Origin of the sequence: Haloarcula limicola (assembly GCF_010119205.1) — an archaeon.
Classification (GTDB): Archaea; Halobacteriota; Halobacteria; order Halobacteriales; family Haloarculaceae; genus Haloarcula; species Haloarcula limicola.
The window spans coordinates 58494-81599 of record NZ_WRXM01000006.1; the positions used below are offsets into that span (position 1 = coordinate 58494).

19 protein-coding genes and 1 pseudogene are annotated in these 23106 nt (G+C 54.1%); 6 read left to right on the forward strand and 14 right to left on the reverse strand.

The features are described 5' to 3' along the window. Positions 1–62 precede the first annotated feature (62 nt). Together GO488_RS19340 and GO488_RS19345 are read right to left on the reverse strand one after the other, a co-directional pair. Positions 63–1889: a hypothetical protein gene (locus tag GO488_RS19340; RefSeq protein ID WP_162319491.1), complete on the reverse strand. Its 1827-nt coding sequence runs from the start codon at positions 1887–1889 to the stop codon at positions 63–65. After that, on the reverse strand, positions 1886–3340 hold the full coding sequence (locus GO488_RS19345) for a competence protein CoiA family protein (protein ID WP_162319492.1): 1455 nt from the start codon (positions 3338–3340) through the stop codon (positions 1886–1888). Before GO488_RS19345 ends, GO488_RS19340 begins: the two co-directional genes overlap by 4 nt. A gap of 223 nt (positions 3341–3563) precedes the next feature. Here GO488_RS19345 and GO488_RS19350 point away from each other — a divergent pair, with 223 nt between their 5' ends. The 5 genes from GO488_RS19350 to GO488_RS19370 all read left to right on the forward strand — a co-directional run bounded on the left by GO488_RS19350 (position 3564) and on the right by GO488_RS19370 (position 13649). Next, positions 3564–5681 (forward strand): Druantia anti-phage system protein DruA, encoded by a 2118-nt coding sequence (locus GO488_RS19350; protein WP_162319493.1) that lies wholly within the window; start codon positions 3564–3566, stop codon positions 5679–5681. Positions 5682–5719: 38 nt separating this feature from the next. Continuing rightward, positions 5720–7279, forward strand: a complete 1560-nt coding sequence (locus tag GO488_RS19355) for a hypothetical protein (RefSeq protein ID WP_162319494.1) — start codon at positions 5720–5722, stop codon at positions 7277–7279. A 6-nt stretch (positions 7280–7285) separates the two neighbouring features. Then, positions 7286–8788 carry a hypothetical protein gene (locus GO488_RS19360; protein ID WP_162319495.1) on the forward strand — a complete coding sequence of 501 codons (1503 nt, stop codon included), beginning with the start codon at positions 7286–7288 and terminating at the stop codon, positions 8786–8788. Then, positions 8785–13371: a DNA translocase FtsK gene (locus GO488_RS19365; protein ID WP_162319496.1), complete on the forward strand. Its 4587-nt coding sequence runs from the start codon at positions 8785–8787 to the stop codon at positions 13369–13371. Before GO488_RS19360 ends, GO488_RS19365 begins: the two co-directional genes overlap by 4 nt. 62 nt (positions 13372–13433) lie before the next feature. Beyond that, a complete protein-coding gene (locus tag GO488_RS19370) occupies positions 13434–13649 on the forward strand; it encodes a hypothetical protein (protein ID WP_162319497.1) in 216 nt (71 codons plus the stop codon). A gap of 367 nt (positions 13650–14016) precedes the next feature. Here GO488_RS19370 and GO488_RS19375 read toward each other — a convergent pair whose 3' ends face one another. Both GO488_RS19375 and GO488_RS19380 read right to left on the reverse strand, forming a co-directional pair. Next, a complete protein-coding gene (locus GO488_RS19375) occupies positions 14017–14421 on the reverse strand; it encodes a TRAM domain-containing protein (RefSeq protein ID WP_162319498.1) in 405 nt (134 codons plus the stop codon). A 50-nt stretch (positions 14422–14471) separates the two neighbouring features. Beyond that, positions 14472–15452 carry a hypothetical protein gene (locus GO488_RS19380; protein WP_162319499.1) on the reverse strand — a complete coding sequence of 327 codons (981 nt, stop codon included), beginning with the start codon at positions 15450–15452 and terminating at the stop codon, positions 14472–14474. Positions 15453–15690: 238 nt separating this feature from the next. Here GO488_RS19380 and GO488_RS19385 point away from each other — a divergent pair, with 238 nt between their 5' ends. Beyond that, entirely contained in the window at positions 15691–15945 is a 255-nt protein-coding gene (locus GO488_RS19385; RefSeq protein WP_206674447.1) for a HalOD1 output domain-containing protein, read from the forward strand. Between the two features lie 101 nt (positions 15946–16046). On the opposite strand, the gene GO488_RS20015 is transcribed toward GO488_RS19385, so the two are convergent. From GO488_RS20015 to GO488_RS20320, 10 genes and pseudogenes are all read right to left on the reverse strand, one after another. Then, positions 16047–16505: a hypothetical protein gene (locus GO488_RS20015; protein ID WP_241692988.1), complete on the reverse strand. Its 459-nt coding sequence runs from the start codon at positions 16503–16505 to the stop codon at positions 16047–16049. Between the two features lie 62 nt (positions 16506–16567). After that, positions 16568–16870, reverse strand: coding sequence for a hypothetical protein (locus GO488_RS20020; protein WP_241692989.1), 303 nt, complete (start codon positions 16868–16870; stop codon positions 16568–16570). A gap of 66 nt (positions 16871–16936) precedes the next feature. After that, entirely contained in the window at positions 16937–17179 is a 243-nt protein-coding gene (locus tag GO488_RS19395; protein ID WP_241692990.1) for a DUF7389 domain-containing protein, read from the reverse strand. A 132-nt stretch (positions 17180–17311) separates the two neighbouring features. Then, positions 17312–17569 carry a winged helix-turn-helix transcriptional regulator gene (locus GO488_RS19400; protein WP_162319502.1) on the reverse strand — a complete coding sequence of 86 codons (258 nt, stop codon included), beginning with the start codon at positions 17567–17569 and terminating at the stop codon, positions 17312–17314. Between the two features lie 610 nt (positions 17570–18179). Beyond that, positions 18180–19082, reverse strand: a complete 903-nt coding sequence (locus GO488_RS19405) for a transcription initiation factor IIB (RefSeq protein ID WP_162319503.1) — start codon at positions 19080–19082, stop codon at positions 18180–18182. A 54-nt stretch (positions 19083–19136) separates the two neighbouring features. Continuing rightward, the gene (locus tag GO488_RS19410; RefSeq protein ID WP_174242513.1) at positions 19137–19778 is read right to left on the reverse strand and encodes an SWIM zinc finger family protein; all 642 of its coding nucleotides are present in this window, start codon (positions 19776–19778) and stop codon (positions 19137–19139) included. A 146-nt stretch (positions 19779–19924) separates the two neighbouring features. Further along, on the reverse strand, positions 19925–20167 hold the full coding sequence (locus GO488_RS19415) for a hypothetical protein (RefSeq protein WP_241692991.1): 243 nt from the start codon (positions 20165–20167) through the stop codon (positions 19925–19927). Beyond that, positions 20139–20360 carry a DUF8129 domain-containing protein gene (locus GO488_RS19420; protein WP_162319504.1) on the reverse strand — a complete coding sequence of 74 codons (222 nt, stop codon included), beginning with the start codon at positions 20358–20360 and terminating at the stop codon, positions 20139–20141. The genes GO488_RS19415 and GO488_RS19420 overlap by 29 nt, the downstream gene beginning before the upstream one ends. 1505 nt (positions 20361–21865) lie before the next feature. Continuing rightward, positions 21866–22534, reverse strand: coding sequence for a hypothetical protein (locus tag GO488_RS19425; protein ID WP_162319505.1), 669 nt, complete (start codon positions 22532–22534; stop codon positions 21866–21868). A gap of 43 nt (positions 22535–22577) precedes the next feature. After that, positions 22578–22886, reverse strand: a pseudogene (locus GO488_RS20320) (PD-(D/E)XK family putative nuclease); the annotation flags it as partial. Between the last annotated feature and the right edge of the window lie 220 nt (positions 22887–23106).

Genomic DNA, 23106 nt, shown 5'->3' on the forward strand with positions numbered 1-23106 from the left:
ATTCGATGTACTGTTGAAGGTCGTTCTCGAGCTCTTCCGAGACTTCTTTGATTGATTTCATGTTATGTATTATCGATGATGGTCACGGGCAGTTCGTCGAAGACCTCTCGCACTGAATCAGCATCGGTGTCCGAAATTCGCCATTGAAGTTGATACGACGATGTTTCAACCCACTCTGCTCCGACTGCGTACAGCCAACGCATCTGTGCCCGCGGTGGTGCAAAGTCACAACTCAATAAGACCTCCTCGTCATATGCGGTGAGTTCAACTGTCTGTGGGTCTTTAGCCATTGAGTCAAGGATTAGGCACACATGCTTGCGGTATTTCGGCGAAACAGTGACGGCCCTTGTTTTGCCGTCGCCCGATTGAACCTTTAACTGGTAGGTATCGGCGCCGTATTCGACTGGAACTCGCCACAAACTGATCGCAGTTCCGTCTGCCTCTTCAATGACGAGCGGTTCACCGTCTACGGTAAATCCATAGTACTGTCCAGTGTATGGTGCCCAACCTTCCTCCGGTTCCCACGACTCCTGCGGTCGCTGTTCGATGTACTCACGTAGTGTAGCTGGCGTCGTCATCGGCGCTTCGTCCAGACCTATGTATTCGTCTTTAGATTGAATGGGGATTTCTCTCGAACGCAATTCTGCTTCACTGGTGTCAGTAAGAATCCGCGTCAACCCCCGAAATTCGATATCAAGACCGGACTCTATGAATGGACGACTTGGGTCCCCTGAAACGAGCACGGCCTCAGATTCGGAGATCATTACAACCCGCGTCGGTGCTGGAGCATAGTACCCTTGTGAGAGTTGTATCACATCACCGAGGAACGTGATTGTGGGGCCGGTACGCTCTGTTAATGCTGCCCGGAACCACCCGACATCATTGGATACTTCGTCGGCACCAGCGACTGGCTGTCCGAGAACAGACGCCAGCTTATGGACAACCCAGTGACGAATTGCGGTGATGTGTGCTTGTGGATACTGTTGGCCGCCCGATTCAGCTTTCTCAGCAAGACCGAATCGGATTGCCTCACCGACTATGGCGTCTCGGATACCAATCTCGGTCGATGGCAGTTGGTCGCCACTCACGCCAGTAAACCGCGTAGCAAATGCACGAAACGGTTCTTGGCCGAATCCCGCTTGCTGAAGTTGCTGCATCCGAGTATCGTGCCTGGGGTCTTCGATATCACCAACCGAATCATAGACCTTTGTCACTTTGCCAACTCCGCGGTCTCGGTGAAATCTAATGAGTTCTCCTTCGATTTTTTGTCCGATTCGGGCCTTGCCTCCAGAGAAGTGGACAGGCAACCCGTCCACATACGCGATGAGATTACTGCCATCGGTGTCATCTATCGTTGCCGTGAATGACTCGCCCTTTTTGATAGGGAGTTTGTCCCAGCGCTCACGGAGAATATTGAAGCGAATCCTGTAGCGTTTCCCACGTGCTCTTGTGTTCAGAATCTCTGCAGATCCCGGTTCGCGTCCGACAACGTGTACTAAGTCGCCCTCGTCTGTTTGTACTGGTCCGAGTTCGATGACTTCACCTCCGGCAACTGCGAGTCCGAGGCCGTACTCGTCGATCTTATCCACCTCTATGTAGGTTTGTTCTCCCTCTTGTGGCGGTTGGTCAGGAAGAAGGCCGCTTACATGGCGTCGAATGTGATCTTTGTAATCGTCCGCGAGAACTTTCTCGGTCAGACAAAGTGCGAAATGTATCGATGTTCCAGCGACTGAATCTGCCCCGAGATATCGCAATCGAACCGAACGACCGGGTTCGCATGTGACTGGGCCGATATTAATCCCTTCCCCATCGTATTTGACGGTGCAAGTTCTCCGTTTCGTAATCTTGTCTACTTCCGCTGTAAACTCGTCACCGGGTTCCAGATTCATTGTTCCCCCTGCGGAAAGCAGATCGATATAGTGCCAATACCATTGAACCGAATCTCGAGTTCATTACAGCCGCTCTCTACCCAGTGGACGACCTCCGAGATAATGTCACTGATTGCTGTTACGTCTCGGCTGATTGTAGGACCGAACGATGCGGCTTCAGCAAATGTAGCGATTACTTCCAGTTCGAGGTCTTCTGGCCCGACATATTCGAGGTTGGTATGTAATAAATGAGGATTGAAACCAACGGGCATACGCTTTGAAGACGGGCCTTCGATAGGTGAGAGAAGTTCACGGTTTTCCTCATCTTGAATTTCAATACCAATTCGCCGTGATTCCGGCTCGGTAGCGTCTATGATCGTCGATTCTTCGGATGGGTGGAGGTGGATCAGACGATGCCGATCGGAGTTCCGCTGGTGGATACTCACACGGCGCGATCCATCAGAGGGTACCTCAGTTGTGTAGTAACGAGGATTTCCCGCTCCAGTCCGGTCGATTTCGACTGTCTCGTTTGCATCTTTGGGGATGGAAACGACCTCGAATATTGGATCGACTTCCTCAGAGGGAGTAACTCCGACGAGAACTGGTTCCTCTGGTGGTGCGTATAGGGGGGCCTCAACGGTTGGGTTTGTGTGCGCGGGTAATACAACGTCAGCATCGAAGCCGTAGTTTTCTGTACTAAGGCCTCCCCCATAGCGGTCGAGAAATGGCTCCGTCTTTTCGGACGCCCGGAACCCGACTAAGGATACATCTGCGAAGTCGTAGACATCAACGAACGATACTTCGGATTTTGGGGGGTTCTTTGAGACCAGATATACCCACATGTCCTTACGCACTTGGTGATCCGAGTTATATCGCTGCGCCCGAGTTTCGTCACCAACAAAGAGATCACCGTGTTGGAGCCCTGAAGTAGTCCAAGTGCCGGTGATACTTCCCAGGGTATCTGGACCTGAGATTTGAAGTTCGTAACTATCCGCTGTTGGGTCAAGATCAAGCGTGACCTCTGCTTCTGATGGGTGGAAGTTACTCGGTACAGGGGGATGTGCGATTCCTGTTGTCTCGGTTTCGACCTTTTCTAAGAGTGTGTCGACATCCTCATCTTCTTGGATTTGATCCCAATCGAGTGATGGAACGATGCCAAATAATTCGATACCCCCGTCATAGCGTTGCCCGAGATAGGTTCGAATTGACCGCTCACGCTCACCCTCTTCGATGTCCGAAGTACGGAGATCCTCGATCATCTTTTCAACACCCTCGTCGCTGGACAGAGAACAGGAAATGTCCTCCAGAACGCCTTGCTTATGAGCGAAGTACTGGCGCTGAGTCCCAATACGAGGGGTTAGGAATTCACCACATTCTGGGCATCGGTAGTAGTCTGACTTACCTTGGGCCTCTTCTATTGGAGTTTTCGTTCCCTCCGGGTCGAGCCCGAAGGGGATAGAAAGTTTACTCACGAGTGGGTCGGAGGCCTCCGATCCTAGTCCTGATAGTCCCTTTACGCATGTGTTATCAAACCTGGACGACAGATAGAATAAATCTATTGAAAAAGCACGAACATATAATTTCCCAGATAATTGTAACAGGATTGCCTGGGTCGTTTAGGGGGTATGGACTGATCTGAGTCGATACTCTTTTGGATTTCAGCAGAGAACGATTTGCCACATCAACCAGATTACTATGGGAGCGAATTCTGAACGAGAAGTAGATTTTTCGCCTAGTCTCCCGGACCAGTACCAACGGCGATTTGAGGCTCTGACCGATGAACTAATCGAATTTCAGGAGGACCTCGACAGGGAAGTTGCCATCAAGGACGAGATCCGCTATGTCGAGAATAAAATTGAGGATGAAGTAACTGAAGGCCAGATTCGATATCTCGCAGCGTTAGAGGTTCTTCTAGATCTCATTGAGATCAACTATGACATTCGCAAAAACTCCGAACTACACGTAGTTCGTCCGGATCCTGATCGCTACAAAGACGACCCAGAGGAGTTCAAGAAACAGGAACGCGCTGTCCTTCAGAAAGAACGACGGGCGCAGTTCCGAGAGGAAAGCGTCCGCGAGTTCGTCCGGAAAATGGAGCGAGACACCCGCGTAAACACGAGCGGCGGGCGCAGTGTTCTTGAAGTAATAACCGATGGGGAAGAACTCTACCAAGACTTAGCACCGCTTCAGGACCAGAGTCAAGAGGAAATCGCCGAAGATCTAGAAGACGTTGTCCAACCCTACATACAGAAAGTAGAGACGGGGGAGAAATGTGATCACACCGAGTTGGACCTGATGGATATCTGGCGGTATTTTCGTTATACTTGGCTAACACCATACAACACGGTCCCCGGAAGAAATATCAATTTCCTTATTAGAAACGCAGCGAAGCCAAAAGACCCGGTAATGGGGATTGCGACACTGGCAAGCCCCATGATGAACCTGTCAGTAAGAGATGGCTATATTGGCTGGACCATTGACGCGGTCGAAGATAAACTGCAGCGGAAGAAACGGGTTCACGAATACCAAGAGCAGCTACCAGAAGAGAAGCGGACGCCGGACAAGAAAACTCGGACAGTCACCAATACAGAATGGCTAGAGACCGAAGAAGAATACGAAGAGAGGGTCAGCGAGTTCTGCTCCGATATACGAGAAGCCCTAGAAGACGCCATTAAGGACGCAATATCCAATATCCGTCACGACGACTTTGCCGAGGAACACCCTAAACTCTCTGAGGAAAGCTTCGTCAACCCCGACAAACGGGTTATTGAGATTCTTGAGGAGATAGAAGTGGAAGCCGAGCAAACCATTGAAAATGGCGAGGACGAGAACCCGGAGAAGATGGAGTCTTGGGAGGAAAAAAGTGAGACAGCCCTGTTCCGGAAAAAACGGTCTCGAGCACTTCAAAAGCTTCTCCGCGACCGAAAATACTTCCAAGAACACAGCGACGAGGACGACGTCGAGTTCATCAGAACAGGGTTGAATAACGACTCTGGGCGGCGAGCTATCAAAACCGCCCTGAAGGAGATCAAAAAGGAGCGGGTCGGTGCCGGGATGATGAACATCATGGTCTGTGGCGCTATCCCTCCCTACAACCGTATTCTCGGTGGGAAGCTTGTGGCGATGGCCTTGACGGGCCCCAAGGTCATCGACATGTACCAAGACAAATACGGCGACTACCAGAGCGAAATCGCCAGCTCGATGAAAGGCGAAACAGTGAGCAAACGGAACGAACTGGTTTTCCTCGACACCACTGGCCTGTTCGAGATTGGAAGTGCCCAGTACGACCGTATCCGGGTTCCAACCGAAAACGGCGAGATCGAATACGACCAGATCGGGTACACTGAAGGGTACGGTTCAATCCAGTTCGGTCCTGAAACACGAAAACGGATTAGTCAGGTCACACAGTTAGAGGAAGGTCGCAAGGTGGTCCGAGGTCGGTTCGGAGAAGGTGTCTCTCCTCGCATCCGGAAAATCCGCCGTGGCCTGAAGAACTGCGGTTTAGAGACGGATCTCTTGAAACACGAGTCTAGACGGATTGTGTACGGAATCGATCTGGCAGAGAACTCCCAAGACTATCTGCTAGGAATCGACGATAACCCAGAATACTACTGGAAGTTTGACGACCCACAGAAGGAACAGGAGTCAATCTACCAGTACTGGATCGATCGGTGGGCAAGCATGAGAGCTCAGAAACAAGACGTCTTGGAGAATATTAGGAAATTTGACAAGCAAGGGTTCAAATTGAGCAGCGAGATCGATTTCGACAAACGACAAGCCAGTCTTAGTGAGTTCATTATAAGCAACAGTTAACATGACGGGAACATTCGGTCACCAACATCAACGTAAATATGGGAATTGAAGCATCGACACTGAACCTACGGTTCCTTTCACAACTGGCACAGGGAGGCTTCGCTGAACAGCTCACTGACGAGCAACGCAGAGAAATACACATAACAACCCGTCTGGACGGTGAGGAATACCTGCAGGACGCACTAGAAGATGGGAAGCAGATCGTTCTCACTGGGAACCCTGGAGACGGTAAAACACAGTACATCCTGCAGATGAAGCCCGAGTACCCAGAACCGGACTATTTCTATCTCTCTGACGCCTCCGAGTACGACGACTATACTGTCTTACTTGACAAATGGAAAGACGCCCTCGACGACGACCGACCTGGTATTCTCGCTATCAATGACGGCCCTCTTTACGAGATGACCACCCAGCACGCCGACGACTATCCCTTCCTAGAAAAAGTTCGAAGCCAGTTCCAAAACCAGATCATCTACGACGAAGATCAAGCTGACAACGCTGATTTCGACTCTCTCGTCGTCATCGACCTCAACAACAGAAACATTCTCACGCGAAAGGTCATCGGCCAGGCCATCGAGAACCTGACTTCGAATAAGTTTCTAAAAGAGAACAACGGCGACGACATCGACGGACACATCGCCTACAATATGGATAAGATGAGGAATGATCGTGTCCGAGAAAATATAATCCGGCTCCTACAGTCCATTGGTCATCTGGACGCCCACGTCACCGTTCGTGACCTCCTGAACTTTCTCGCCTACTGTATTACTGGAGCCAAAGAAGAAAGCATCACTGAGTTTGACGAAGAGCTGAAATACTACAACCTCGCCTTCAGTGGTAGCGGGAAGATCTTCACCCTCCTGGACGAATACTTCCATCCCCGTGACCTTACTCATCCATTCATCGACAGCAAACTTTGGGCTGACGCTGAAGAAGAGGTTTCACGGAGAGACGAAGAAGATTCAGAGGAAGAAGTCGACCAACGATTCATCGAGAAGAAACGTCAGTTCTACTTTGAGGACGTAGCCATCAAAGACTACGACGCTCGCGACCTCTATCACGAGACCAACTACTCCTTCCATAACCAGCGGAACAGGGACCGTTCGGATGAAAGCGTGAAAGAGGACGTCATAGAGATGATTAACAGCTATTTCATGCCAGATTCTTCCAAAGGCTCCGACCTCCGCGTCTGGCTCTCCCACAACTATCGATCTAAAAGCTCCCTATCCCTTATCTCCCGGACAGAAATCCCCAAGCGCGAGTTGAACCGCCGGGTCCCGCAGCTTCATCCCGAAATCAGCGATGCAATGGACTATAACCACGACCACCACGTTCTCGAATACGAAGGACGTGACTCAACAGTCAAGCTTCGGATTGATCCAGACCTATCAGAGACACTCGGTGCCCTGAATGGCAACATACCTTACATTCTACGTGGAAGGGAAGAAGAACAGCAGTTGCTCGAGTTTATGGAAGAAATCGAGTACAGGGAAAGCCACGATGAAGATTACGGCACTGTCCACATCATGGACACGGAAACTGGCGAACTCGAGATCCTGACAGTCAACGATGACCGGTACCAGATGGAGCGGAGGTGAGCACCGATGCCAATGAGACTTAACGACGTAAACTCTGACGCATCGGAAGCCGCATTCGGATTCAAAGCAACCTCCGCTTCTCTAAAACCGGTGCATCTCACCCAGGTCGTCTTCAGTAACGTTCTGGGATCCACTCACCAGTCAGAGGACCTGTTCAAATTCGTCGAGAAACCTGGGAAAACCCCCTCTAGCGACTTGGACGAGAAATACCACGGCCTGTTCGAGTCCTCCCGCGATCTCAGTAACGAACAAATGGACAATCTTCGGTACAGGATGCGGAAGGTCTTGGATAACGACAATGCCCTCTACGCAAGTAGTCCACGACACTCTGCAATGACCTCTATGAGCGACTGGTTCGTTGCCTATCGCCGAATCGGTGTAACACCGTCCCAGTTCATCTACACCGTACTGGACGAATCTGACAGCGACATCGATCAGAAGCTGACCGACCAACTTCAGGATCACCATGACGCTATCTCTCTCCTCTTCCGGCCACTCGCCAAAGACGGAGAGAAAGGCAACGTCACGGTCTCACCCTGGGAAGAACCTGTCCTCGGAGACGCATTCGGGAACGGGAAGATTGCGGATGAGTTCGTCGAAGGCTTCGAAACCCTGTCGAAGCACCTGAAGGACTCCAACGGCGACTATGATCTGAACTACGCCCGTGACCTTCGCCGCACCATCAAATTCGGCGGGTTCCTGCTCTACGTCTATATGGCCAACCGACATAATGAGATTCGGGATGACGGGGGCAAAGACGAACCTGTCCCAATCGTGCTGAACTACACCGGAAACAGGAACAACCCGGTAGCCGACGCCAGCCTCGAATCATTCCGTGTCGTCGGGTCGGAGATCCAGTTAGCTACCCGGCTTGGCGTTAAGCATGTCCTTGACCTACAGGGCTACAAAGACTACAGCGAGGAAGACGTCCTCCGAGAGATCGAGAACCACAATTTCCTGGAACTGAACCGGAATAAGAAGGACAAGATCAAGCAGGACTACGAAAAATTCGAGCAGGTATTCCGAGCCTCACGAGACCCCGAGAAGGATACCACCTTCCACAGGCTGGTGGATGCTGTTAGCAACATCATCCACGACTTCTCGAATCGGTTCGACACGTACACACCGCAGTCCACAGCTCAGACCTTCGCCTGGCGTGCCGGGATCCTCAAACCACGAGGAAACCGGGCGAACAAACGTAGGTATCGGCCCGACCCTGAGATGCTGGAACCCGCCCTACTCTCCGTAATCGAACCAGGCACGAGCATGTCTCTCCAAGATCTCTCAGAAGAACTCCGGGAACGGTACGGGATCATCGTGGGCGGAACTGAACAGGACCGTAGCCACCTGGCGGAGTGGGACATCCGCCTCGGTGCCAGCGCATCCGAAAGTGATCCGCTGAACAACCAGAACTACGAGGGCTTCAAAGAAGCAGTATCAAGCCTTGGATATGCCGAGGAATACGCGGACGGCGTTACCATCGTTTCTGTCCCCGAGGAGGAAATATGAGCGAAACCACACAAACACAAGACAGCTCATACGAGAGCAACGAGGAACTGATCGGCAAAGCAATCGCTAACGAGACAGTCGGTCAGCTGACCGAGGAAAACATTGGAGTAATCATCGAATCGCCACCCCGGTTCGATGCTGAGGAGTTCGTCAATATCCTCTGCAGTAACGCACGGTACGATGTCGGTCTCGCTATGGTCAGCATCGATGAAGCAGACATCGACGATCTCCAGACACGGACAGAGGACTCCTCCGTCAAACTCACAGACAAAGTTAGTGTTGCCGTCAACTGGCGGAATGGCACCGACACCGGATTCGAATGGGACGGACGCATCGAACCTGAGAAACTGGTGATCCTAGTTCGGGGAGACCACGCCCGCCTGAATTCGATGAAAGATTTCGAGGGTATGGTCGACTTGCCTCTGGCAGAAATTACGCGAGAAATCACCGACCAGATGCAGGCCCAGAAACAGTTCAACGACAGTCCCCCAGCCCAAGCTATCTGGGAAACCCTTGGCACCGACCTCTACGACAGGTTCGAAATCCCTGCAGTTGCTGACTACGCAACCTCGACGCTCAAAGAGTCAGAACAAGCTTCACTCGACGCCCTCGGAACCGAACTCTACAGACTGCGGCTGTTCAACGATCCAGGGCTTAACAACCCCGACGAAATCCCAGACAGGCTTTCTGACAACTTGGACCTCGTGCTGCGGGTCTCCCACATGTCGAATAGGGATCGACGCCGCCTCACTAACAGCGTCACCAAAGTCGACGACAGCGAAAGGGAAGAACGGGAACAATCCGTAGCCAAGCTTCGACGGTTCGAACGAACAGGTGACTCGGAGATCCTCGCCGACCTGACGTACAACGAGATCAGCGAGATATTCTCCACCACCGGCCAGTCCAGCCAACGACGTTCAACCACCAGCACCCGGAGAGACGTCGAATCCGCTAGTGTGGAGGCAGTCTTCGATGACAACGACGAAGAACTGGAACGGCTTTCAGAAGAGTTCGATGACCAGTACCGAGAAGCCGTAGAGGAAGAAGAAAACCGGGTCGACTTGGAGTTTACCGGGGATGAGCAGTTGACCTTCGACGTCAATGACGACCTCTACTACTTCGTTGAGCACTTCGTCACCAAGGATACCTTCGGTGGTATCATCCACAATCCAGAGGACAGGCAGAGCGCGATCAAGAATTTCCAAGCCCTGAGGACCGAGAAGTTCCAGCCACGAGGTGAAGACAGCAGCTTCGAAAAACTCCGTAGAGTAGCTGAGAACAGCGGCAAGTTCGAAGACTTAGTTGAATCCATCGACCGATACGTAACAGCCCGCAGTGAACTCGACGATGCCCTACCAGGACTACTATCTGCCCCGCTCATCCGACTTCTCGGAGACGAAGGCCTGCTTGAATCCGCAGAAGACTACATAAAGGCATACCGCGAAGTCCAGGACAAACTGGACAAAAAGTACCGAGAGATTCAGGACGTCAGCTCCGAAGGCTCCTCTAAACTCCTCTCCGACTTCCTCCTATTCGACACTGTCATCCTCGAATACGGAGACGACAGAGAACTCGTCCTCTCCCCACTCCACCCGCTCCACCTCTGGAAGTACTCCGAACTGGCGCGAGAGATGAAGGACGAAAAAGAGTCGCTGACCGAGGAAGAACGCAACTTCCTCATCAACAGCGTCGAAGAACAGCCACACGTCCTCCGCAGTATTCACGTCGGCGGGAACTACCGACTGGCGGATGAGACCTACCTCGTACAATCCGCGGAGCTCGACAGGCTGCCAGTCTACACCCGAATCGAGAATGCTGCAGAAGGCACGAACTCCAAGTTCTACGACTACGTCCTCGACAAATTCACGTCAGCATACCCACCATCCCGACGCCACCTCAAAATCAGCGTTATCGATCCTCTAGATCCTGTAGACCTCCTCTCTGATATCGCGGACTTAGCGGAGAAAGAAGAAATCCAAGGCGCGACAGTAGAGTTCGCCTTCATCGAGGACGAAGAGAAACCTGTCCTCAACGGTACTGCCTCGCCTAGTGTCTCTGAGGACATCACTAACCTGTTCGGCCCGGACAACGACTCTGGGGAGTTCGAGATCGTTACAACCGAATACCCCAGCTACGACTCATACGCCGAGGACCTGAAAGGCGACCCACAGCACTTCATCCTGATTAACGACCAGAGCAACTTTAGCATCCAGACCTTCGAGCGTGATGCCGAGACCACAATCCACCCCCTGTACGTCCCGAAAGAGTTCGACTACGACCTACTCGAGGACAAAATCAATATCTCGCCGTCGAAAGAAGGAGTCCTCTTCTCCGAGTACCAGGACCTGATCAACCAGCTGTATAACCAGCGGCAGGCCATCCACAACGCCGAAGTCAACGAGCTCAACGTCGAAAAGAAGACTATCCACGAACTCCTCGACTCCGCGATCTGGGTCTCAATCTCCTCACCGCCAATGAACGGCAACCCGTTCTGGAAGGACAATCTAATTTCTAGAGAACGACGTGGCGAACGCGACTTCGCCACTTACTCAGAGGATATCGACTACTTCCGACGGGTCCTCCGCCGCATCATTACCGAATACCGTCTCGCGCCTGACGACACCGACTTGGAGGATATCGCGAAGAGAATCGCTGACCTGCAGCAAAGCGGCCTTCTCCGCCTCATAACCCGGGAAACCCTCGGCAGCGGAAAATCCAGAAATACAAAGGGCTTGCTTGGCTCGATTATCGCCGTCCAGTGGCTGCAACAGACGCTGGCCGACCCCAAACTGACCTTCTCCATCGACAACCCACGTACCCGGGAATGGCTGAATCTGGGGGACAGCGAGAGCCGGGCCGACATCCTTACCGTCCAGTTCGACGACGATGGCGGCCTTATCCTCGACATCATCGAAATCAAGACTCTAGAAGAAACCAGCGGCGCCTATACTGTCAAAGACGAAGACGGCACCAAGATCGTGGAAGGAAACGCCGTCGACCAAGTCTTCGAGACAACAGACACAATCCGCGGTCTGTTTACTGGCGACAAAAACCTCACTACATCGCCCCGGAAAGAGGCCCTCCGTGAACAACTGTACTACGAATTGACCTCCGCAGAAGGGATGGAGGGGAAGCAGGAGTGGGCAGACCGGATAAACGACGTATTCAACGGGGACGCCCAAATCGAGATCAACCCGAGGATCGTATCGGTCGAAGTCACCAGCGAGGCTACGTCGGACGAACGGATTGACGGCGTAACTCCGAACGCCCAGTCCATCAGGGTCGATAAGCTTCCCCGCCAGTCAATCAAGCGGCTGATTGTTAGTGGCATCGAAGACCGCGATACCCAGACTACAGAGGCAGATGAGGCAAACACAGACGGAATACAAAAAGGAGGGGAAGAAAAAAAGAGTACCACTACAGATGAGGCAATTGACCAAGAAGAGGAAACAAGTGAGGAGACCAAAGAATCTGAAACCTCGCTTGAACGGTTCGGAGACACAAAACAGTATAGCGGCGAGGTTGAAACCCTGAAACGGGTCCTCAACGACTTTAAAATCGACATCCGGGAAATCGACTCCAACGATATCGAAGTTGGGCCAAACGTAATTCGTTTTAAGATTCGGCTCGCTTCACACGAGAAGAATGCCTCTCTAAAGCAACGAATGGAGGATATCGCCCGGGAAATGGCATTTGAGAAAGAACCCATATTCGAAGAGCTCGCCGGTACTGAGTACGTTGCCCTTGACGTTCCTAGAGAGAGCAACATTGTCGTCCCTCAACGCGACTACAGGACCCAGTACAAGCCGTCCGACGAGATCGAAACATCCTCACTACCCTTCCTAGCAGGCGTCACACCAGACGGCGATGTCTACCGTTCTGACCTCTCTGAAGCACCGCATATGTTGGTCGGCGGAGCAACAGGCAGCGGGAAGACCGTGTTTCTGTACTCCCTGATTATGAACTTCATGGAGCAGAAAGGCCAAGAGAACGTCGAATTCGCCTTGGTTGACCCGAAGGAGACCGATTTCATTTTCTTCGATGCCCTTCCGAACCTTTCTAACGGCGAAGTGATTACTGACGCCGAAGACGCTGCCAACCTGTTTGAGTGGCTCGTCGAGGATGAAATTCCGCGTAGAAAACAGCTCCTGCGTGAAAGCGTCTGCCGGGACATTGGGGAATACAACGAGCAGAACCCGGATGACCAGATGAAACCGATCGTCGTCATCATCGACGAATACAGTGACCTTCTCCAGCAGCTGGGAGAAGACGCCGACGATACCGAGGACAACGTGCGGCGTATCGCCCAGATCGCACGGGCGCAAGGCGTCCATCTCGTCATCTCCACCCAGCGACCTTCACACGAGGCTATCGACACGGACCTCCGCGCTAACCTGGACACCCGGGTAGCCTTCCGACTCCCGAAACAGTCCGACTCCCGAATCCTGATAGACGAAGGTGGAGCGGAAGAACTCGGCGGCGACGGCGACATGCTCCTGAAAGAAGCAGACAGAACGACTCGTCTCCAAGGACTCTACGTGGACTCCGACGACATCCGTGAACTAATCAACCAGTACCGGTAGACCGTTGGTACTTAGCTCCCCAAATGATTTTACCCGTCTAAACCACAATTAAGTCGAGAAACATGACTTCATCTACAGGCAGAACAGAATATATAGTGGAACAGTTAGCGGCGATCAGCGGTGTACTGAAAGACGATATCCACGTCAGCGATGACACTGTGACCACGTACGTCCCTACTAACCAACTGGAGCAAGCCAAAGAACTGGAGAATATCGAAGTAGAGGTCCTTGAAGAGCAGGAACACGAATACCTGATCTCTGCTAAAGCCAGCCAGTAGAAATACGGCAGAGCACCCACTATGACTGCCTACGAGACACTAGTGCACCACGGCACACTCCCCAAGCCGACAAACCTTCGAGACACACTCGAATGAGTCGGCATCGAACATCTCGACGTCGACGAGGAGCGAATAATCATCATCTATCAACAGGCGATTCTCATGGTCACTACCATAGACGGCCGGGTAACAGCCACAAAGGAGCTCGATGTCGAACTCTGGGAAGCAGCACCACGCTCGACAGCGCCGGACCCCGGTGCAGTCCTTACTTCGTTCACCGACGAACTGGCGGCTGCGACTAGTACGCACAGTAACTCCCCCACCATCGAGTTGTCCCGAAACCGAGAGAGAGCACGCTCTCGCTACGTCACTCGTCAAGAGGGAGCCGCTCGGCCACCTCAGCAAAGGCCACATTCACTTGCACGTTGTGAATCTCAACAGCAACGCGTTCGCCGAGTTCCGCATCCGGGACGATCACCACATACCCTCGTTCAACTAGCGCGATGCCATCGCCCTGCTCACCGATATCTTCGATCTCGACTCGGCGCGTCTCCCCTTCTTCGACCGGCGGCTCCTGTACTCCATCTGACTGTGAGCCAGCGGACCGTGGTTGCGGGCTCGACTCGGTCGCGAATAGCGCAACTCGATATGTCTTACCAGCTTCCAGATCACCAGTCTGGATCTCGTTCTCGGGAACGTCGACCACGAACGACTCACCCGACTCCTCGACCTCGGCCGAAAAGAGACACTGCAGCTGTGGCGGAATTTCCATTTACTCAGACACCATCGTTCTCAGAAACGTCACTGGCCGCCTATTTGACTCTACTCCCACGGATACTGCCCGTGGCGCTCACGGTAGGCGTCGATCTGCTGCTCGAACTCGAATTCGTGTGGGAGCGGGTCGCCGGCGTGGACGTCCTCATACGAGACCCCGTCGGGCAGCCACTCACGCGAGTGATCCTCCTCGGACTCACTCAACTCCTCTTCCAAATCGAGAAACCGTGGGTGTTCGCAGACGTCGCACGTCCAGATCTCCCGTCCGGTCATCGGGGCCGAATCGAGACCGTCCCGGCCAGCATACGAATGCGGTGCCGGCTCCTGACAGCCCACGCAGTAGTGGCGGTGCTCGAGACTGGCCGGGTCGCCGACGGAATACTCCTGAATAAGTCCGGGCACTAGCCAGTACTCCGCTTCACCCTCCTCGATCCGCGCCGCCAGCGCTTCGAACTGGCTGTACTCAGTCAGGCCGTCACCGTCCTCGACGAACAACCGTGGCTTGGTATCCGGACACTCCCAGTCGGTCTGCTCGACGGCGGTATCCAAGAACGTTTGCCCAACAGCACGGTCGGCCCGGACGATATCGGGCAGGGACGGCCACCCATCGGTCAGTTGCGGGGCTGGTTCGGCGTCGAACGCTGCCCGACATTTGACTGTTGCACGAGCGGCTTCAGTGCCGGTCGTCAAGTCGTCACTGACAGCAAAGGCCGCGGCACCGAATGCCTGGGCGTGGTACCGAGTAGTCCCCTCGACGATAGCGAGGACAACGCGACCGAACGACCACTCGTCGACGGACCCCTCGTCCTCGACTGACGGTTCGACGAGACTTTCTCCCGCACAGAACGGACACTGCACTTCCGCTTGGGGAAGCGTCTTCGAACAGGTCGGACACTGGTTTGAGGTAGCGTCGTCGGGAGTCCGGTAGTTCCCGGGGAGGTCCTCAGTATTCTCGGCGTCGGCATGTGGGTCTGAACTAGCACTCCCGCGGATATCTGCCGGGTCGAAGCTGGGGTTCCGATCGGTCACACACATGGATGTTCTCGTCTTCATTTATAAACGCCAGCCCGCTGCAGTGTCACAGAAAACAGATCGATAGGAGCGGGTGCAAAGAGAGCTAACCCACGGGCTGGAATCACACCAGAGACAATTCAGCCGCGCGAGAATCGGCGTCTCTATACTCATCGCCACTGCTACGGATTGAAAGGTTATTCGTTCTACATATGTCTGACAAATGTTTATGTATTGGTTGATAGTCAGCGCGAGTATGGGAGAAACAAGTGGGGGTCTCTCTGAACAAATCGTCTACCGGGTAGCGACAGCTACCAACAGCGACGTGACCGAGTTGCCGCCATTGCATGACAGTATTGATCCGAATGCGCTGGAGACAACCGTCGAGGGAATGTCCGGCGGTGCCATCTCATTTAGATACGCCGGACACGAGGTAACGGTCGCTCAAGACGGCACAATCAGTCTCGAAGAACAGCCGACTAGCTCTTTCACTGCGGAACTCGCTCCATGAGCGACGATTGATTGAGCACTGCTCCATCAATCTCTGGTTCAAGAGGTCTATTGCTAGTGGTATCGCTGTGAGAGCAGAGCTCAAGAACGTTGTAGGCAGTATTACTCGGCAAGCGACGTGACATCGAACGTCTGAAGATGGGATCGAAGCCGGGCGTAGGCTCCGTCGTCGCTCCCGGAGGCCACACAGAACCGGTTCGGCCGAGCAACGTGGGGGTTGCCGCCGCTATCGATCCAGCGCTTCATCGAAAACTCCTGTGCGTCGAGTTCGTCTTCGCCCGCATCGGTTCGAAACACTGCTGCAACCACGGGCGTCCCGTGATTCTTTGCTCGATAGGCGGCCTCGACCACCTCGTGGTCAGCGTCGAATCGCGTCCAGCCCTGAAATGTCGCCGGCGGGTCCGCAGCGAATGCTTTGATTTCCCGGCGTTCTTTCGTCGCTTCGACGGCACTGCGCCATGCCTGCTCGATATCGTCGAACTGGGACTGTTCGATGCCCTCCAAGGTCTCCGTTTCGAGACAATCGGCTGCCCACGCCAGCACAGTCTTGGCCTTCTTCACTTGCTCGTCGGGCTCCCCATTCAGACGGCCGAAATTCCGCTCTCGGGGCGATAGTGCGAACGTCATGCGCCGCCAGTAGCCCGGATCGACCGTTCGATCCTCGCCACGGCGGGTGCCCACTCGGCCATTGAGTGCCGGATCTCTTCGTGGTGTCCGAAACCAGGACGATGGCCGACGGCAGAGAGCACCCGTTCGGCGAGGTCGATCATCTGCTCGGTCTCGTCAGCGGGCACTTCTTCGGGACGGTCGACGTCGACATAGAAGGGCAAGCCGTGTTCGGCGACGAGCACTCGGTCGATATCGGGACTGATGGGTGCTTCATCGAGGAAGGTCGGTTCGACTCCGTCCACTGGCTCGGTGTGCATCTGTAGAATGCCTCCACTCGCTGGAGGCTGCACAAAATCGACGAGCAAGAGAAAAAGAGCGAGTAGCTACGACTCGTCAAGCTGCGTCGGCTGGATCGCCCGCATCCGGTCGCCGTACTCTGCTTCGTACTCGGCGAGCAGTTGTTCGAACTCCGCGAGAGCATCCGTCGCAGTCTCGCCCTTTGCTTTGATGGTGATCTGGTCTTCGTCTCGGGTGCCTGTTCCCCGTTTGAGTCGGACCTCGACACTGGCACCGATATCTGTTCGTTCGACTCGCTCAACATCGTCTGAAGCTGTGTCGCCGGTCATGGTTTGGTTCGAGAGCGTACTCTCAGGTACGCCCCGCATCCATCGGGGGCGCAGAAAACCGCGGCTGATCTATTAGTCGCCACCGAATGTCAGCAGTATCAATAGCATCACGAAGGGGTCCGTCAGAGACGATTAGTTCGATTCGATGTTGAGCGAGTAGACCTGCTGCCGAGCATCCATCGTCGAGAGACGAGCTATGACGATGTCGTTCTCTTCGAGTGTTCTCAGCGCAGATCGAACAGTCCGAATAGGAAGAAGCGTCGACTCCGAAAGCTGCGACTGTGTGAGTTTGCCCTCGTATTCGAGGGTCTTGGCAACCAGTTTTGCACTTGGTGGCAGCTCTTGCAGCTCGTCGCCCTCTGAAGCTGAGCAAGAGCTTTCAGTAGACATTGGTTCGCAGTAGGACCCTCGCTCGTCATAATAGCCGACCGAGTGTGCACGTCACATACACAACCGACTGTAGTTCTGATTTGGCCTACACGAGCGTCAGATGAAACGACTGAAAGGCCGTTACTCGATGTCGTATCGCTCCTCGACGAGCGACCGATAATACTCGTAATCGTCGGCATCGACATCATCACAGGCATCGGTGGGTTTCGCAATCACGCTCGCAAAACCTGACTCAGGAGTCCACCCCTCTGTCTGTCGTGTCGCTTCCCACTCACGAACGGCGGCCTGCTGACCGTCACAAGTCACGTACAGCACCCGTAGCGCTGGCCGCTCTCGATTCGGTCCAGCGACGGGTGCATTCGTTTGCCGACTTACTGTCCACTCCAAGAGAAGGCCACCCCGACACTGGATTGCATACAGAGGCTGTTCGTCCTCGCCGATTGGTTCTTCCTGCCCGTTTCTTGCCCATGACTCAGGCAGAGGCCGGTTCTCTGTCTCGTCTTTCCAGCGCCATTCGAGCGTCGTGCCTGATCGCTGTGTGCTCCCCATAGTTGGTCTCTCTCACCCACCAGAGAGCGCACAAAATCGCGAGGTGGAGCACGTTGAGGGGCTACGTATCGAAGAGTGCGACAAGCCGTTGGTACCACGTTCGAAGCGTCACCGTCGAAATATCTGCAGCTCCACTAATCATCTGCTGCGTCAACCGCAAATCAGCGTCCTCACTCGCCAGATAGACACTAGCAGCGGCAATGCCGACCGGGCTGCCATTCAGTTTCGCTGACTCACTGGCTTTTGCTGCCAACTGTGTCGCGTGTTGTTGAACAGCCGATGGAACCGAATAGGGCAGCTCTGAGACGATCTTCGGCACCCAGTCCACTGGGAGTTGGACTGGAACCGGAATTTCGAGGTCCGTCTGGAACGTCCGGTAGGTCCGCCATGCCTTCTGTTCCGAGCACTGGGCCACGGCAGCGACGTCGGCCATTCGGATCACCGTACTGCACCGGCCAGCTGCGTAGACCATCGCCGCGGCGGCACTCTCCAGTGAGTGGCCTGGGAAGAGGTCCGCATCCTGGGCTTCTCCGAGCAGTTTCGCGGCTTGCTCCTGTACCGTCTTGCTCTGGCCCAGCGCTCCGACGAGTCGCCGCACCTCACCCAGTCCGTGCGCTAAGTTCCGTTCGCGCTTGGACTCGAACTTCGACCGTCCGTGCAACCGACGCTGGCGTATCAGCCGTCGACGTCGTTTCGATGACCCATCCACTTCGCTTGGAAACCCCATTTCGGTGGAAAGGCCTCGGTCGTGGCGGGTCACCGTTCGCGGCGCACCAGTCCGCTTGCGCTCGCCGCAGTCGAACGACCGCCACTCGGGTCCAGGATCGACGGGTGCGTCTTCGACGACGAGCCCACACGACTCACAGTGGGTCTCTTGCTCGGTCCGGATGAGGTCGCCGCTACATTCGGGACAGCGCTGTGTCGAGACGCCCGACTCGCATCGCTGGAGAGTGCGTGAAGACATTGGAAGACTCCTCACCCACCGTGGGAGGCGTAAAATGGGCCGAGAGCCGCCTGCCTACGCATCGGGCAGTCGGCCGTCGGGCCGTGGAACCAGTTCCGCACGAATCTCGATATCGACCCGTCGAAGGTGCTTACAGCGGGACGCGTCATCCGGGCAGCTACAGGTTTCTTCGAGGACGTCAACCTCGTACACGCTATCTGAGGCCGACTGCACCTCATACCGACCGGGCTTTTGCAAAAATGAAACGTCGATGGCCTCGCGTTTCGCTCGCTTCGTTCGTGGGTCATCAGCCGGTTCGATTGCGAGCGGGCCGCTACCTGACCGAGTAACATTGTTGTTTTCGGCAGTGGCCTGTGCGACTCCGCCGTCGGGGACTGCCCGTGTTGGGTCAGCTTCGACGTGCAAACCAAATTGGTCGTCGAGAGCATCCTGATTCGCCCACTCGGGAATCGGCCGCTCACCAATGGCGAACGCGACACGACGGCGGTGCTTACAGGTGACTGACGGCCGATGCGAATCATCAGGACACTCACAGCGTCCCTCGGCCATATCGACCAGATACTCCGACCCTGACGAGGAGACAACTAAGTACAGACCCGGCGCGTCTCGGACTCGTCCAACCGAATCCAGCACGGTCATTACCTCCGTCAGCGCGGCAACAGTTCGGTCATCCATGCCAGCAGGGTTACTGGTCATCGGCGGCCTCCAAGACAGCAACAGTGGTCGTGAGCGATCTCTCAAGGGTGGCGATAGCAGTGGACATTGGTACAGGCGAAGAGCATTCTCAGTAGAACGCCCCTCACCCCACTGGGGCGCACAAAATTGCTGTCTGCGGCGTTCAGTCAGGAATCGGTTTCGTCCACTAACTGCTCGTGGACGTTTGGATTGACGACGGTCGCAACACCTTCGACATTAGTTAATCCGTATTCCTCCCGAAACAGGTTGTGAATATCGTTCGCAATGGCTGTCGCTTCATCGGGGGCTGTTGGCTTGTCCGAGTGAGCCGGAATGTCGTCGGGGCCGATCCCATGGACTTCGATAAAGAGTCGTTTGTCACTAATCGCCGTCACCCCGGCGGAGTTCACGAGCACGCAATCGAAGTTTATCCTGGACGTGTGTTCGGTCCTGATGCTTCGTCTCGTAGGCGAGATACGCCTGAATCGTTTCGATGGAGTCCATACACCGAATCCCAGCGAGAATCGGTTGGAGCTGATCGCCCGACAGGAGTCGCTCGGGTGGCAGGTCCTCCAGAACCGTGGCGTCGGTATCGCCGCTCATGACCGCATCTCCTGCTGGTCCCACGTAGCGACCGTTTCGGTGATAGCGTCGACGACGGTTCGAACCTGCTGTCGGAGTGGTGCTTGCTCTGAAACGTCGGCGTCCAACTGTGCCCGGAGTGCCAAAATGTCCGGCGTGGTGAGCCAGTCCGAGTTTCGAGCGACAGTCCGCAGAACCGCTGCTTCGAGGTCGGTCTCCGGAGCCCGTTGCGTGCGAACGGCCGCTGTGACCGACTCGAGGGATATCTTTCGTTGGTCGAAACACGATACACTGGATTGCCGCGGTCGAGACTGCTGTCGAGACATCCTCTCGCTCACCTGAGGAGCACAAAATCACGGGTACTGGATATCTGAACAGAAGAATGAGAGGGATTGATCGCTGCCCAGCCTGTGGTAGTCGATTGAGAACAAGACGCGATTTCGGCTGTCAGCCGGCAGTAATAGAAATCGAATATAGAGAATGATTCATTCGCGGACGCAGCTTCTGTTACTCACGCCGCTCTTCGATAACGTCATCTGGAATGTTCTCAATGGTCAATACAACCCACGAATAGCCTTGCTTGTCGAATCGCCGGACTTCACCCTCTTCTTTGTCCTCTACCCACATCCCTCGTAGCGTGCCTCATGACTGTGCATACAAAATAGTCTGTCCAGTGACAAGTGAGTCTTCCGACGGTATAACCAATCAGCCGAAATACTCCTGCCAGAGCACCGTTGCACCGATCACAAGTGCGACCCCTATCCAGAACATTTCACTCGAAATGAGAACAGCCAGTAACTCTACTTGAAACATAACCGTCACTAATCCCGCTCCGTTCAAAAGGGTTCTCACAGCCTAAGGGAATGTGCGAAAGGTCTGCTCACCGGTTCTAACCAACAAATGAAAGATGAGGTCTTTACGTTGGTTAGCGCCAGCGACCGAGGTCGCTCTGGGACGCAGTCTGCCCCCTGAACGGCAGACGATTGTTCATCGGGACACAGCTGTGCCATCGTGTCGTTGATAAGTTCGATTACGAACGGGTACTATCCGTCGTAGTGGTACTCGTAGTCAGGGCCGACGAGCGCGGTCAATGTGTGTTTCGACGGCCTATGTCGCCAGCTCCCGACTCGGGAAGAGCCATGCCACGAACAATAGTCTCGCTACAGACAACAAGAAAGCCCGTTTCAGTAATTCGAATTCGCTGGCGATCTAGTGGCGTGCCAACCTGACTGTCAGCCGCTGTGTCAATATGATGAGTCCGCCTTGCAGGGTTACTCATCGGTCTTAGCGCTCTCCGCCCGGTTCGCCCTCGAATACTTCACCTGAAACCTGTGCCCGGCGATGCTCGGCGGCGATGGTAGCGACGTCGTCGGTTTGGTCGTGTGTCTCTTCGTCAACTGGCTGCTTGTCAGTACTCATGGTGAGCCTCTCACCCGCCAGAGGCACACAAAATCAAGGGCAGTCACTAATTTTTCAGTAGGAGTGTAGCTAAGGCCACCTACCCAAAATACACCGAACAGAGCCCGCTAGTCATTGAATTCCGCCAGCTTCTGTTCATCGAACTCGGCTATGAACCGAACCAGGGTCAATAGTCCAAAAAAAGTCGCGAGACCCACACCAATATCGAACGCGTACCCAATCACCAAGGAAACAAAGGAGTCAGCGAGCAGAATTAGTGTGAGAGAATTAAGATTTCGGTGAGTGTATATATCGGTGAGTGTTTCTCTGATACCTTTCGTTTCAACTGGTTCAAGATGTCTCAAAAGGTCCTTCTCTGTAATTCTCAGTTTGGCATGAAGCCAACCACCGACAAACAATGAGCTAGCTAAGCCAATCGTGAATAAAGTAACAACGGCTCTAGCCAGGTTGTCTCCCCGTTCAATTCCCGTGAGAGCACCAATTCCTTGAGAAATAAGCGCCATCGCAAGAAACACTACCAGAATTACGAACATCGGAATGTAGTCGCGTCTGTCGATAGAGGGTTGTGCGAAAGAGAGGGCACCGCTGAATGTGATTGCGTAGATCGAGGCCAATAGTAGAAAAAACAGGAATGTGGGTACTGAAGCAGGTACAACTATTCCCATCAAGAGGAGAGTGGCTACGAATAGTGACCCAACAAACAGGGTTGCGAATATCGCCGCAAGAAAGTATCCAAAGTATCTACTCCGAACGGAGGTTGGCAGTTTAGGGAGCATTCAATTTTGCAACTATCTCTGCTGAGACAGATACGTTACGAGACTAAAACAACTCGTCCATATGAATTTTAGCCTGTTCAGCATCTCGATATCTTCCTCCACTATGCCAGTCAAGATTGGGTAATCGTGAGGAATGTCGCATCTCCCATTCCAGCACCTCTACACCCTACCCACGAATCCGATACACGCCAAAGTCGTACCACCCGTTCTCAGCCCGTAACCGCTCATGGTACTGGTCTTAGAGTTTAAATGTTCCGGGCTGCTCGTCCGAATGCCGGCGCATCGCGGACTTGATTTCGACTGGCGTTCCATCCTGCCGGCGGGCGTCGTGCCAGCTCGCTCCGTCGAAATCGAGACCGTAGCAGTCGGTGTTCTGTCATTTGACGAGCGTCCTGTAGTGGTTCCCTCAATGGCTCCGGCTCATCATCGCCCCTCGCAGGCGTCATATATTGATACTCCTCTAGATGGTTGTCGGCCGTTGCCTATAGCTCTCAAAGCTAGCGGCCATGCCCGCCGCTCTCGGGTAGTCTGGTAAAAGTCAGGTAGGTGAATCAGTCACTGGAATCTATTAG